The following is a 14130-nucleotide window of genomic DNA, read 5'->3' as shown; positions in this document are numbered from 1 at the left end:
GGTTTAATTATTTACGATTTAAACAGCACATTATAATTATATAAAATCATGAAAAATCGAGAAATATTTAGTTCAAGTAAACTAAGAATCACCGCTATTTTGAGCATAACGGCAATCATATTGGCCATTCCATTGGTGGCTATGCAATTTACAAATGAGGTGGTGTGGAAACTATCCGATTTTGTTACGGCTGGGATTTTATTGCTGAGCACCGGTTTAGCTATAGAATTGGTGATCATAAATCTAAAAACGGGCACTTTTAGGACGGTAATGCTTGTTATTATATTATTGGCTTTATTTCTCATCTGGGCAGAACTTGCGGTTGGTATTTTTGGAACTCCCTTTGCAGGGAGTTAATCAAGATATTTCAAACATGGCGTAACTTTGATATTCATTGATTCGAATGGGCAAAAATGTAGATAATTTATTTTTTTTCAAGCGTTGACAACTTCCTTTCCCGTTTGCCAATAATTTGTTAACGCTATAATTTCCCGATTAACATAAAACGTTCATTTTCTGAAAAAATCGGCAATTGCTATTTGTTTAAAGGCTTTGAAATTGTAGCTTTGGGCAAATTTTGTAGCAAATGAATATTCACGAATACCAGGGTAAACAAATATTAAAAAGTTTCGGTGTTAACGTTCAAGAAGGAATAGTTGCCGATACTCCTGAGCAAGCTGTTGAGGCTGCTAAGCAACTGAAAATAGATTACAATTCTGATTGGGTTGTAATTAAAGCGCAAATCCACGCTGGTGGTCGCGGTAAAGGTGGAGGTGTTAAATTAGCCAAAAACCTTGAAGAAGTTAAACAACGTGCAACCGATATTATTGGTATGCAATTGGTTACCCCTCAAACTGGTCCAGAAGGTAAATTAGTGAGTAAAATTTTAGTTGCTCAGGATGTTTATTATCCAGGTGCTTCTGAAACCAAGGAATTCTATATTTCGGTTTTATTAGACCGTGCAAAAGGCCGTAACATCATCATGTACAGTACCGAAGGTGGAATGGATATCGAAGAGGTTGCGGAACATACTCCACACCTAATTTTCAAAGAAGAAATCGATCCTAAAGTTGGCTTACAAGGTTTCCAGGCACGTAAAATTGCTTTCAAATTAGGCCTTAGCGGTGTTGCACATAAAGAAATGGTTAAATTCGTAAGTGCTTTATATAAAGCTTATGATGCTACTGATTCTTCAATGTTTGAAATTAACCCAGTATTAAAAACAAGTGATGATAAAATTATTGCTGTTGATGCTAAAGTTGATTTAGACGAAAATGCATTATTCCGTCATCCAGATTACGCTGCAATGCGCGATACTATGGAAGAGGATCCAATGGAAGTTGAAGCAAGTGCTTCTAACCTCAACTTTGTAAACCTTGATGGTAACGTTGGTTGTATGGTTAACGGTGCTGGTTTAGCAATGGCTACCATGGATATCATTAAACTGGCTGGTGGTGAGCCCGCTAACTTCTTAGATGTTGGTGGAACTGCAAATGCACAAACCGTTAAAGCGGCTTTCAACATCATTTTGAAAGATAAAAATGTTAAAGCAATTTTGATTAATATTTTCGGCGGTATCGTTCGTTGTGATCGTGTTGCACAAGGTGTTATCGATGCTTACCAGGAAATTGGGAACATTCCAGTACCGATTATCTGCCGTTTACAAGGTACAAATGCAGTAGAAGCTAAAAAATTAATTGACGAATCTGGCCTTCAGGTTTATTCGGCAATTGCTTTAAAAGAAGCTGCAGATTTAGTAACTAAAGTATTGGCTGAACAAGCGTAATAAGCACAAAGCAAATCATATTTTAAAACCTTTCAGTGAAAACTGGAAGGTTTTTTTTATTTCCCTATTTTTTAAAACCTATAAGGTCTTTAAGACCTTATAGGTTTGCTTGCGAGGTTTACTCTGCGCGAAATTCTAAAATATCGCCAGGCTGACAGTCTAAAACCTTACAGATGGCCTCCAGTGTTTCCAAACGGATCGCTTTTGCCTTACCTGTTTTAAGTATCGATAAATTAGACATCGTTATCCCTACGCGCTCACTTAATTCGGTAAGCGACATTTTGCGACGGGCAAGCATGACATCTAAATTTATAATTATGGGCATGGGCTTATATCGTTAAATCGTTTTCTCGCTGCAAATCCTTTGCTCTATTTAACATAAAAGAAAAGTAACCAATAAGCAGCACCCAAATATTAAATCCTAAATTCGGCTGCATTGAATATACTCCCGTATAGTTATCATCCGTTAACATTTCAATTGCCAGGTTACATAAAAGAGGTTTTAAGTAGATTAAGAGAAGAGGGTATATCAATATAAAAAAACCAATAATCCTTAGTTTACCTATACCCTTTGAAGAAAAAATAGCATCATCGCCAACATTATTAAAGAGGATAATAGCTAATATTACAACAATAAAAAAATAAGCTAAATCAAGTGTAACGCATCTTTCACTATCGGCTAACATCAGAAGAAAGATTTCTCTTTTATTCTTGGGCTTCCACTGTAATCTTCCAATATCTTGTTTGACCAATGTATTGCCGTCGCTTAATTTCACCAAATTGGATTTATCGTTCACATTAAATACCGGTTTTACACTCATATGGCCTACAAATCTATCGGTTAAAAACCTAGGTACTGTTAAAAAAGAATATAAAATAATAAAAGTCAATGCCATCCAAAATTTTACTTTTATACCAAAAAAAGAACTAGAGTTGTTCATCACTATATTGTTAAGTCGTTTTCTAGTTTAATTAATACCGCATCCTTAATAACTTTGGATAGAATAATAATGATAATGCCTATTCCGATGTTAGGAAAGTTTACAGATCCCCCAAAATTAAAATGGAGATCAACCCCTCCCTGATTTGAAAATCCACCAATCAATGCCTTTGTTTCTAAGCGAACGGCTGGTATAATCTGGGTATTTATGAATATGCATACTAACTCAAAAAACTCTACAGAAATCAATAATATGCCGATGAAAGAAATTAATTTAAAACTTCGCTTACAGAGAAAATCTCCTTTGAGATAAATATTAACCAATTTGATCAAGAAAAACAATAAAAGTATTACAGCATAAATACGAATTTGAGCGTAAAAGAACCAAAACGCATTGTCAATTTTGTTTTTAGAATGAAATTTCAAGAGTACAGGCCCAGTCATCATTAAATCATTCCCAACAGTAATTTCATTTTCCTTGTCGAGAGCCACTAAGGTATTTGCAATCTTTTTGGTGATCACAGAATTGTTAAGTCTGTCATTATCAAATTTATCATAACCAAAATACCTCGTCTTCGACCGCGTTTCAAAATTTCCATTTTTGTACCAGATGGACGTATCAGGGATGGATACACTCATCCCAATTTGCAAATAAGTACCCGGTCCGCCTGTATCTCCAAATGCCGCACCACCTGATGTTGAAATATAACGTTTCGTATTAAAAAGATATGAACCCAGATCCATTATACAAGTAAAAGATACAAGGCAGATAACGAGCGTTAGAAGCACTCTGATTATCCTTGCTAAAGCATTATATTTCATCATTATATAGTTAAATCGTTTTCTTTTTGAATTTCTATCCCTTTGTTTACCACCTGTACAATTACGAAGAGGATAACGGCCATAAAAAACCATACATCAGCACCGTCAATATTTAGCGACTGAAGATTGGCTGTGGTAAGTCCTTGCGCGGCTAACCAAATGCTGTACTTAAAACCTGAGTGCGCGAACAAACCTATCGCAAAAGCTAAAAAAGCCTCTTTTATAATAAAATTCTTTAATGCTATCCCGAAAGGCTGAGCAATGCTTATTTTTTTTTCGGTAAATACTTTTACGATTAAATAGAACATGATGGCCTTTAGTACCGCTACAATAATCATGACTATTGTAATGACAAGGAAATATCCCTGATCAAAGCTGTAAACACTGGCTAAATAATCCGCGCCATCCCAAAAATTTCGCACACCATGTGCATTTATAAACAGGGTAATAACGGTATTCACCAACACCCCACCTGCTTCGACACACAGGCCAATAAAAATGACCCAGGAAAGAATCTGTAATACCTTCAAAATCTGACTGGTTGTGATTTTAATTTCCATAATTACATATCATTTTAAAATGTTTGCGTTAAGATTCAATTTATCCTTCAAATAATTAAGGCGATTTCTTTCACTGAAAAACCTGACAAAGATTCACAGGAATTAAAATCTGCAAACTATTGTGAATTCGAAATTTAGCTACACGAACTAAATTTCAGTAAAGTCATATTTATTTAATTATTTACAAGACAAACATAAAAAAATATTTATTACAAATCAAAATATATTTATTGATTTACAATAAATAAATATTGAAAAACAACTACAACACGTTGTGCTGCCCAAATTATGTCAAAAACTTTATTGGAATGATTTTTGTTATAAGTAAAAGTGTAAAAAACATGTGCAAACAGTAACATTTTCAGCATTTTATCCTTTCGGATTGCCATACAATTTCGTAACTTTGCACACTTCAATAATTAAAGAGCACACAAAACGTATAAATGAGACAACTCAAGATAACGCAATCCATAACCAACCGTGAAAGTCAGTCGTTAGATAAATACCTACACGAAATTGGTAAAGTAGATTTAATAACAGCAGAAGAGGAAGTAATTTTAGCAAGGAAAATCCGTGAGGGCGATCAGGCTGCATTAGAGCGCTTAACTAAAACCAACTTACGTTTCGTTGTGTCTGTTGCAAAACAATATCAAAATCAAGGTTTAACTTTAGGTGACTTAATTAACGAAGGGAACTTAGGTTTAATTAAAGCAGCGAAACGTTTTGATGAAACTAAAGGTTTCAAATTCATTTCCTATGCCGTTTGGTGGATCCGTCAATCTATTTTGCAGGCAATTGCAGAGCAAAGCCGTATTGTTCGTTTACCATTAAACCAGGTAGGTTCGTTGAGTAAGATCAGTAAAGCTTTCTCTAAATTAGAACAAGAATTCGAACGTGAGCCATCTCCGGAAGAATTAGCAGAAATTTTAGAAACTACGGTAGATAAAATTTCGGATACGTTAAGTAACTCTGGCCGTCACGTATCAATGGATGCGCCTTTTGTTCAGGGTGAAGAAAATACATTGTTAGATGTATTGGAAAACCACGAGCCAAATACCGATAGCTCATTGATCAACGAATCTTTATCAGAAGAAATTAAACGTTCTTTATCTACTTTAACAGAAAGAGAAAGAGAAATCATCGTATTATTCTTTGGATTGGGCTCTAATCATCCGCTTTCATTAGAGGAAATTGGCGAGAAATTTAACTTAACACGTGAGCGTGTTCGTCAGATTAAAGATAAAGCGTTACAACGCCTGCGTCATACTTCAAGAAGTAAAATCTTAAAATCTTATTTAGGATAGAAAAATATCTTCACACAAATACTAAAAGACTGGCAATAGCCAGTCTTTTTTTTGCCCGCACATAACTAAGTTTACCGTTATGATTTCCTATCTTTAAATCATGTCGATTAGCCTGTTCAAGAAATCCATTTCTATCTATAAACCCATTTTCATATGGAATATACTGGTGAGTATCTTAACAGCGGTATTTCTCATTTTAAATGGCTTTAAGCAACCAGGCATTTATTCTTTAGCCCTATTCCTCAAACTTATAGGCTGGTCATTCTCTATAGGCATATACTTTATGTTTTATTTGCCTACCTCCTACTTCTTCAAGAACCAGGGCATAGGTTTTAAAAAAATCATGACAAACTTAGTGCTATATGATTTAATTATATTTATCGGAATCTTAATAATATCATGGCTATGCAAGGACTTTTTATTGATAGTGTTAACCAATCTTTTGCAAGTCGAGAAGTATTAAGCAGCGTTTACCTCAATTGTGAAGTTGGTGAGGTAGTTGGCTTACTGGGCAGAAATGGATCGGGTAAATCTACCTTGCTAAAAATCATTTTCGGAAGTGTAAAAGCCAACTTCAAATACCTCAATATCAATAATAAGATCTACAGCAAAGGGTACTTATCAAAGAACTTATCGTATTTACCTCAAGACAGGTTTATTCCGGACCAGATTAATGTTGCGCAGGCGATTGATATTTTCTGTAAAAAGTACCGCTCCGAATTATATCGAATTGACTTTGTTGCCAATCATCGGCATTCGAAATTTTACAATTTATCAGGTGGCGAATGCCGTTTTTTAGAATGTTTACTGATGATTTACAGCGATACCGAATATATATTGCTTGACGAGCCATTTTCGCAATTATCGCCTTTATGGGTAGAGGAACTGAAGAACCATATTAACCGGGCAAAAGCCTATAAAGGTTTTATCGTTACTGACCATTATTATCAATCCATTTTAGAGGTTTCAGATCGGATTGTACTGCTGCACAACAGATGCAACTATGACATCAAAACGGAAGATGATTTGGTATTGCATGGCTACTTACCAGGATTTGCTTTATAAATAACTAAGGCGGCGCCATGCTGTCCCGAATCTTCGGGATCAGCATCTTTCAAATAACTAAAAAAATCCTGAAACAAGTTCAGGAGGACGATTTTCTCTTTTTAAAACAACAAATGTTTAACCGTCAAGCCGTTATTGATTAATTGTTTTAACGAATCGATACCGATGCGCAAATGCGTTTCTACATATTTCTCCGTAACAGCGCTATCACTTTCAGCTGTTTTAACACCTTCAGGAATCATCGGTTGATCCGAAACCAAAAGCAATGCGCCAGCCGGAATTTTATTAGCAAATGCTGTAGTGAAAATGGTAGCGGTTTCCATATCCACGGCCATGGCTCTTAAAGTTTTTAAATATTTCTTAAATTCTTTATCATGCTCCCAAACCCTGCGGTTGGTGGTGTAACAGGTTCCGGTCCAGTAATCTCTACCATGATCGCGTATAGTGGTAGAAATTGCTTTCTGCAGGGCAAAGGCTGGCAATGCGGGCACTTCTGCCGGAAGGTAGTCATTTGATGTTCCTTCGCCTCTAATGGCCGCAATCGGCAGGATTAAGTCGCCCAATAAATTTTTCTTTTTCAAACCACCGCATTTACCTAAAAACAAAACCGCCTTCGGTTTAATTGCGGTTAATAAATCCATCATGGTTGCCGCTAAAGGACTTCCCATGCCAAAGTTAATAATGGTAATGCCATTTGCGGTAACGCTCTGCATAGGCTTATCTAAACCCATTATCGGGGCGTTATCATTCCATTCAGAAAACATGGTTACATACTTACTGAAATTGGTTAACAGAATATAATCGCCAAATTGATCTAAAGATCTACCTGTATAACGGGGTAACCAATTTTTAACAATTTCGTCTTTTGACTTTAAGCCCGATTTAACAGGACTTTCTACTTCTTTTACTTTTTTTGACTTCTCTACAATGGCTTCGTCTTTTTTTACGTCTTTTTCTTCGTTCATATTCATAAGTTTAGCGCCGAGCGCCATGCGCTAAGCGTATTAAAAAAAAATCCCCCCGCTTTCGCGAGAGGATTTGAATTTTTATGCGGCCTGCAACTTTTTAAAGTCGGCCTTTTCAAATTTTTCTATCGCATAATCGAGATTGATGTGCAATTCCTTGACATCCGTCTGCGTTGGTGTATCGAACATTGCATCTAACATAATCGCTTCGCATATCGATCTTAATCCACGTGCTCCCAGCTTATACTCCATTGCCTTATCAACAATAAAATCTAAAACATCATCTTCAAAAACCAATTTAACATCTTCGTAAGCAAAAAGCTTAACGTATTGTTTAATTAATGAGTTTTTAGGTGCTGTTAAAATGTTTCTTAACGATTCTTTATCTAATGGATTTAAGTGAGACAGAACTGGTATACGCCCAATTAACTCTGGAATTAACCCGAAAGATTTTAGATCCTGAGGTGTAATATACTTATAAAGATTTTTAAGATCCAATACGGTCTCATCTTTCTTTACCCTGTAGCCTACAGCCTGCGTACGTAAACGATTGGCAATTTTGCGTTCAATACCATCAAATGCACCGCCACAGATAAACAGGATGTTATTTGTGTTTACCGGAATCATTTTTTGGTCTGGATGTTTACGCCCTCCCTGAGGTGGAACATTAACCACAGTACCTTCTAAAATCTTCAATAAAGCTTGTTGCACACCTTCTCCTGATACATCACGGGTGATAGAAGGGTTATCGCTTTTACGCGCCACCTTATCTACCTCATCGATATAAACAATACCACGTTCTGCAGCCGCTACATCATAATCTGCGGCTTGAAGCAAACGTGTTAAAATGCTTTCCACATCTTCCCCTACATAACCTGCTTCTGTTAAAACAGTTGCGTCGCAGATACAGAAAGGCACATGCAAGATTTTTGCAATGGTTTTAGCCAAAAGCGTTTTACCGGTACCGGTTTCACCCACCAACATGATGTTCGATTTTTCAATCTCGATCTCGTCTTTATCAACTTTTTGATTTAAACGTTTATAGTGGTTATAAACAGCAACGGCCAATACTTTTTTAGCATCATCCTGACCGATTACATATTGATCGATATGCTGTTTAATTTCAAGAGGCTTTAATAAATTAATCGCCTCTTGAATATTTTTTGTCCCTTTGGTTCCTAATTCCTGCGCAAGCAATTGATTGGCCTGGGTTACACACTTATCACAGATAAATGCATCCATCCCTTCAATTAACATTAAAGTTTCATGCTTGCCAGAATGGCAGAATGAGCAACGGGATTCTTTATTTTGTTTCGCCATTTTTTCTTGCGTTTCTCGATAACACTTCATCAATCATACCAAAGCCTTTGGCTTCTTCAGCACTCATCCAGTAATCACGATCTGAAGCTTTCTCAACCCAGTCGTAAGTTTGACCAGAGTGTTCTGAAATAATATCGTATAATTCTTTTTTCAATTTCAACATCTCTCTTAAGTTGATCTCCATATCAGATGCTACACCTTGTGCACCTCCTGATGGCTGGTGAATCATTACTCTTGAGTGTGGCAACGCAGAACGTTTACCTTCTGCACCTGCAACCAATAAAACAGCGCCCATCGATGCTGCCATACCTGTACAGATGGTAGCTACATCTGGCTGGATATACTGCATGGTATCATAAATACCTAAACCAGCATAAACTGAGCCTCCTGGCGAGTTAATATAGATCTGAATGTCTCTTTCGGCATCTGTTGATTGCAAAAACAACAACTGCGCCTGAATGATATTTGCATTCTGATCATAAATCGCATCTCCTAAAAAGATGATACGGTCCATCATTAATCTTGAAAAAACATCCATCTGCGCTACGTTCATCTGGCGTTCTTCAATAATATATGGTGTCATCGATTGTGGCGAAAGGTTAGCCTGTGCAATAAATTTATCTACGTGTAAACCGCCAATCCCCTGATGTTTAACGGCAAATTTTCTGAATTCTTGTGAATCTATGTTCATGGTTATAGAGTTTGGCGTTTTGCGATAAGCGTTTTAATGCTTAAACCAAATACGCTAGTTATTTTAATAAATATTTCCTGAAGTTGGTTAATTTCCGTGCCAATTTATCTAATTCTTCCAGATAATCATTCAGCTCTGTGTCAGAAATATATTTTCGCCGTTCTAAAACTACTAAAATATTTGCATTCTCGAAGGTAGAACGATGCGCAATATTCAGATAATGAGCGAATTCCTTATTGGAAACAGAACCTGAGCCTTCTGCGATATTATTAGATATGCTAAGAGCAGCCCCATTGAGCTGCTCTGCAAATCTATATTTTTTATCAACTGACAATCGGTCAGCTATATCAAGTAATTTATCAGTTAAGGCTATTGATAACTGCCAAACTTCGAGCGATTGAAATTTAAATTGCGCCATAACTAAATATAGGAATAGCACAGTCATTTTCAAAGCGCTTTACGCCAAACGCCTTACTTTTTATCCAGCGCAATAAACTTATCGTAATCAATATCTTTCTGATCTAAAGTAACGATAGATTTGATCTGCTCGAAAGTTTTTAGTGCTTTTACCTCTTCGAAAACGCGGTTGGCATTTTCTTTTTCCTGTAAAAACTGAACTGCGTATTGTGCCAATTGATCTTCAGGAAGCGGGCTTGGGCTGTACATTCTAAATTGAGCATCTAATTTTGCTTTAGCTGCCTGAACTACATCCTCATATTTAATTTCGATGGCGTTGTCTTTAATGATTTTATTTTCGATTAAAGTCCACTTAAGGTTTTTAGCAAAATCATCATAACCTTCCGCCAATTCTTCATCGGTTAATTTTTCGTTTGTTGCTTTTAACCAGCGACGTAAAAACTCATCAGGCAATTCAAAGTTGTGTTTAACTAAAAGCGCCTCATAAATATCGTTTGATAATTTACGTTCAGCATCTTGTTTAAACATACTTTCTACCTCTTCAGTAATTTTTGCTTTGAAACCAGCTTCGTCAGTTACTGCACCTTCACCAAATATTTTGTCAAAAAATTCCTGGTTTAAATCTGATTCTTCTAAACGGTTAACGTTTTTAACCTGAAGTTTGAAATTTGCTTTCAATTCAGCTGCTTCTTCTTCCGAAATATTTAAAGCTTTAGCAATTACCGCAGCATCTTCAAATGCTTTTTGGATATCGATCGTAACTTCATCATCTTTCTTTAAACCGATTAATGATTTAAGGATTTTTTTATCTTTAATCTGATCTAAACGAACACTTGCAGTACTGGTAATTCCACCTTCAACAGCAGTACCGTCTGCAGCTACCTGAGTTAATTCAGCATAAAGAACATCGTCATCAGCCGAAACTTCAGGATTGGTCATTTTACCGTAACTACGGCGGATGTTTTTAATACGGCTTTCTAAAGTTTCTTGATCAGCTTTAACTACGTATTCGGTAAATTTATCTTTAGATGAAACGTTTACATCAAAAGCAGGCGCTAAACCCAGCTCATAATCAAATTCGAAATCATCTGTATTGTCCCATTTAAATTCGCGCTCATCATCCATTTTAGGAAGTGGTTGACCTAAAATTTCTAATTTCTGTTCAGCGATATAATTAGATAAAGTATCGTTTAACAAATTGTTCACTTCCTCTACCAAAATACTTTTGCCATACATTTTTTTAATATGGGCAGCAGGAACCATTCCTTTACGGAAACCAGGTAATTGTGCTTTTTTAGCTTGATCTTTAATGGCTTTATCTACTTTTCCACTATAATCAGCAGGTGCGATTTTGATTTTTACAACAGCATTTAAGTTGCCGGTTTTTTCCTGTGTAATATTCATTTTTTTGAGATATGAGTATTGAGATATGCAATTAGATTTGAATACCGAGATATGAGATTTGAGACAAATAGCACATATCGCTCCAATTAAAACAGCACATCAATTTTTATTAATCAATGTTTTAAAAAATAAAGCCGTTCCGATATTAATCGGAACGGCTTCATTTATAGTGCGGATGAAGGGACTCGAACCCCCACGCCGTGAAGCGCCAGATCCTAAGTCTGGTGCGGCTACCAATTACGCCACATCCGCAATTAGGATTTATTTTGGATTGCAAAGATAGGAACTAGATTGAATTATCAAAAATATATGTACGAAATTCTCAAATATTTTTGATCAAAAAAGCTAAGTCATTAATCTTTAAGGAGAAAAATTTAAACAAGAATTAATTTATACGATGTTTCGTGGAGATAAAGGCTATTGCACCAGGTCAGAGATCATAAAAAAAGCCATTCTGATGTTTAAATCGGAACGGCTTTTTTTAAGTGCGGAAGAAGGGACTCGAACCCCCACGCCGTGAAGCGCCAGATCCTAAGTCTGGTGCGGCTACCAATTACGCCACTTCCGCAGTTAGGATGTTGTAAGGACCGCAAAGATAGAAACTAAATTGAATAATCAAATTTTTATGATGACTTATAGCTGCATAGAATTTAATTATTAATGCTCTGTAAGACACAGACCATGGAATAGTACAACTGAACTGACATCAGTATGCTATTAGCCTATCTTCTATACAGCATAATAAAACAAGTTCATTATGATAGACTTAGTTAAAATTTCATGGCTAAAACTTCACTAGCGTTACATCGATAAACTCAGGACCACCTTCTAACGGATAGCCAGAAACTTTCCTTCCTTTTACGCTAACTTTTTTATTTAAAAACTCATCAAGATTGATGGTGGCACTCTTTAATGCATAAGTTTTATCATCTGCTTTAAGTAAATGTGTACCATATTGAAAAGTGCTCATGCCCAGTTTTTCTATCGTTCCACTTGCTGTAACAGAAGCGCCCCTGTTTGCACTGTTCATTGAGCTACAGCCTGAAATTACGGCTACAATTAAGGATAATATTAATATTTTTTTCATCGGTGAATAATTTTTATTGGTAACGGAATGATTTAGCTTTATGCTACAAATTACCCAAATTTAATAAGCAAAAGCTAATAAAGTTCTTTTTGGAACTCGAAAAAATATTGCACGGCCTTAACCAAACGGCTTCCGTACCAGCTAAACATCTCTCCATCAACCAACATAATTTTTGCATTAGGGATAACCGCCTGTATTTCTTCAATATGTTTTTCACCAAAGGGATAGGGCTCAGATGACAGCAAAATCAGTTCGCAGTTTAAAGTTTTCAGTTCATCTAAAGTGATTGTGGGATAACGTTCCTGTTTGATCATATTCGTCATTCCATTGGTTAGCATGATATCATCAATGAAGGTATTTTTTCCGGCGGCCATATAAGGTTTTCGCCAGATCAGATAAGCAATCTTTTTATCAATCCGGTGTTGAAGTGCGAGGGTTTTTAGATCGTTAAAACCAGCAGAAATCAAATGGTTAAGGTAACTTGCTTCTGGCTCACGGTTTACCAGGGCTCCGATCTCACCAATGGTTTTCATAGCATCATCTAAAGTAAAAATATCGCTCATCCAAACCGGGAAATATTCAGAAAGCTCTTCTATATCACTTTGTGTGTTTTCCTCTTTATTGCCAATGATCAGGTCCGGTTTTAAATCTTTAATTAAATCGATATTGAGTTTTTTCGTCCCTCCTACTTTAGTCCGCTCTGCAAATTTTTCTATCGGATGGATGCAAAACTTGGTCAATCCGATAATTTCACGATCTAAACCCAAATCAAACAGCAATTCCGTTTGTGAAGGCACGATAGAAATAATCCTTTTAGGTGGAAAATTAATGGTGATTTCCCTTCCCATCTGATCGGTAAATGATTTTTGCATGAAGCAAAGGTAATTTAACCACAGCTAAAAAGGGTAAACACAGGTAGAAATTGTTAAATTCCAAAGCTGTATTTACCCTTAATATTTTAATGTTGACCTAACTTAATACGGCTAAGTCCTCTTTCACTACACCATCTGCAATGTGCAAAATCCTGTTTCCGTATTGTGCATTTTTCTCTGAATGTGTTACCTGGATAATAGTAATCCCATCTTCCTGGTTTAACTTTTTAAACAGCGTCATAATTTCTTCGGCCTGTGCCGACTGCAAGTTGCCGGTTGGTTCATCTGCCAAAATAATTGACGGTTGAGCCGCCAGTGCCCTTGCAATACCAACCAGTTGCTGTTGTCCGCCAGAAAGCTGATTCGGAAACAGATCCTTTTTGGCCACAATATTGAAACGATCTAAAAGATCGGCGATTCTACTTGCACGTTCCGAGCTACCTACTTTTTTGTACAATAAGGGCGCTTCGATATTTTCGTAAACCGTCATTTCATCAATTAAATGATAGGCCTGAAATACAAAGCCAATATGGTTGCGGTAAAGCTCGATACGTTTGCGTTCATTTAGCGAGGTTACATCCTCACCCAGAAACTCATAAGTTCCATAAGTCGGCTCTTCCAGCATGCCAATAATGTTCAGCAGGGTCGATTTTCCGGCTCCCGACGGGCCCATTATGGAAACAAACTCTCCCTGTTTAATGGTTGTAGTGACCAAACGCAACACATAATTTTTAATGCCTTTGTTTGCGTAGTATTTTTCGATGTTGGTTAATTGTATCATATTTTTTTTTATAGGTTGAAGGTTGAAAGGTTAAAGGTTGGAAGGTTTTTGGCGCTTTAACCTTCTACCTTAAAACCCTCGGCCTTCCCACCTTTATTTATATTTTTAATGTTAAA

16 protein-coding genes and 2 tRNA genes are annotated in these 14130 nt (G+C 36.4%); 4 read left to right on the top strand and 14 right to left on the bottom strand.

Annotated features, from left to right (window positions below):
• Nucleotides 1-48: 48 nt before the first annotated feature.
• Together R2S57_RS08235 and sucC are read left to right on the top strand one after the other, a co-directional pair.
• On the top strand, nt 49-357 hold the full coding sequence (locus R2S57_RS08235) for a hypothetical protein (RefSeq protein WP_316844565.1): 309 nt from the start codon (nt 49-51) through the stop codon (nt 355-357).
• 229 nt (nt 358-586) lie between these two features.
• Nucleotides 587-1786 (top strand): ADP-forming succinate--CoA ligase subunit beta, encoded by a 1200-nt coding sequence (sucC, locus tag R2S57_RS08230; protein ID WP_316844564.1) that lies wholly within the window; start codon nt 587-589, stop codon nt 1784-1786.
• Between the two features lie 118 nt (nt 1787-1904).
• On the opposite strand, the gene R2S57_RS08225 is transcribed toward sucC, so the two are convergent.
• From R2S57_RS08225 to R2S57_RS08210, 4 genes are read right to left on the bottom strand one after another with little or no spacing between them, the layout of a single operon-like run.
• On the bottom strand, nt 1905-2111 hold the full coding sequence (locus R2S57_RS08225; protein ID WP_316844563.1) for a helix-turn-helix transcriptional regulator: 207 nt from the start codon (nt 2109-2111) through the stop codon (nt 1905-1907).
• Between the two features lie 4 nt (nt 2112-2115).
• Entirely contained in the window at nt 2116-2727 is a 612-nt protein-coding gene (locus tag R2S57_RS08220; RefSeq protein ID WP_316844562.1) for a DUF2975 domain-containing protein, read from the bottom strand.
• A 2-nt stretch (nt 2728-2729) separates the two neighbouring features.
• Entirely contained in the window at nt 2730-3551 is an 822-nt protein-coding gene (locus R2S57_RS08215; protein WP_316844561.1) for a DUF2975 domain-containing protein, read from the bottom strand.
• Nucleotides 3551-4108, bottom strand: coding sequence for a hypothetical protein (locus R2S57_RS08210; RefSeq protein WP_316844560.1), 558 nt, complete (start codon nt 4106-4108; stop codon nt 3551-3553). Before R2S57_RS08210 ends, R2S57_RS08215 begins: the two co-directional genes overlap by 1 nt.
• A 443-nt stretch (nt 4109-4551) precedes the next feature.
• Between R2S57_RS08210 and R2S57_RS08205 the strand changes: the two genes are divergently transcribed.
• The gene (locus R2S57_RS08205; protein ID WP_131558136.1) at nt 4552-5412 is read left to right on the top strand and encodes an RNA polymerase sigma factor RpoD/SigA; all 861 of its coding nucleotides are present in this window, start codon (nt 4552-4554) and stop codon (nt 5410-5412) included.
• 405 nt (nt 5413-5817) lie between these two features.
• On the top strand, nt 5818-6477 hold the full coding sequence (locus R2S57_RS08200; protein ID WP_316844559.1) for an ATP-binding cassette domain-containing protein: 660 nt from the start codon (nt 5818-5820) through the stop codon (nt 6475-6477).
• A gap of 101 nt (nt 6478-6578) precedes the next feature.
• Here the strand turns inward: R2S57_RS08200 and R2S57_RS08195 are convergent, their stop codons facing one another.
• The 10 genes from R2S57_RS08195 to R2S57_RS08150 form a co-directional block, all read right to left on the bottom strand.
• Nucleotides 6579-7442, bottom strand: coding sequence for an AMP nucleosidase (locus R2S57_RS08195; protein WP_316844558.1), 864 nt, complete (start codon nt 7440-7442; stop codon nt 6579-6581).
• An 81-nt stretch (nt 7443-7523) separates the two neighbouring features.
• Nucleotides 7524-8792: an ATP-dependent Clp protease ATP-binding subunit ClpX gene (gene clpX / locus R2S57_RS08190; RefSeq protein ID WP_410479068.1), complete on the bottom strand. Its 1269-nt coding sequence runs from the start codon at nt 8790-8792 to the stop codon at nt 7524-7526.
• Nucleotides 8746-9453, bottom strand: coding sequence for an ATP-dependent Clp endopeptidase proteolytic subunit ClpP (gene clpP / locus R2S57_RS08185; RefSeq protein WP_316844556.1), 708 nt, complete (start codon nt 9451-9453; stop codon nt 8746-8748). Before clpP ends, clpX begins: the two co-directional genes overlap by 47 nt.
• Nucleotides 9454-9511: 58 nt before the next feature.
• On the bottom strand, nt 9512-9898 hold the full coding sequence (locus R2S57_RS08180; RefSeq protein WP_316844555.1) for a four helix bundle protein: 387 nt from the start codon (nt 9896-9898) through the stop codon (nt 9512-9514).
• Between the two features lie 26 nt (nt 9899-9924).
• The gene (tig, locus tag R2S57_RS08175) at nt 9925-11274 is read right to left on the bottom strand and encodes a trigger factor (RefSeq protein ID WP_316844554.1); all 1350 of its coding nucleotides are present in this window, start codon (nt 11272-11274) and stop codon (nt 9925-9927) included.
• A gap of 170 nt (nt 11275-11444) precedes the next feature.
• Nucleotides 11445-11526: transfer RNA gene (locus R2S57_RS08170), tRNA-Leu, on the bottom strand.
• 234 nt (nt 11527-11760) lie between these two features.
• Nucleotides 11761-11842 (bottom strand) — tRNA-Leu (locus tag R2S57_RS08165).
• 216 nt (nt 11843-12058) lie between these two features.
• Nucleotides 12059-12361: a hypothetical protein gene (locus tag R2S57_RS08160; protein ID WP_316844553.1), complete on the bottom strand. Its 303-nt coding sequence runs from the start codon at nt 12359-12361 to the stop codon at nt 12059-12061.
• Between the two features lie 74 nt (nt 12362-12435).
• Nucleotides 12436-13233: a helical backbone metal receptor gene (locus tag R2S57_RS08155; protein ID WP_316844552.1), complete on the bottom strand. Its 798-nt coding sequence runs from the start codon at nt 13231-13233 to the stop codon at nt 12436-12438.
• Between the two features lie 97 nt (nt 13234-13330).
• On the bottom strand, nt 13331-14014 hold the full coding sequence (locus R2S57_RS08150; protein WP_316844551.1) for an ABC transporter ATP-binding protein: 684 nt from the start codon (nt 14012-14014) through the stop codon (nt 13331-13333).
• Between the last annotated feature and the right edge of the window lie 116 nt (nt 14015-14130).

Origin of the sequence: Pedobacter psychrodurus, assembly GCF_032678585.1 — a bacterium.
Lineage (GTDB): Bacteria > Bacteroidota > Bacteroidia > Sphingobacteriales > Sphingobacteriaceae > Pedobacter > Pedobacter psychrodurus_A.
Note: the sequence above shows the minus strand (reverse complement) of the source record. Positions and strands in the feature narration are given on the sequence as shown.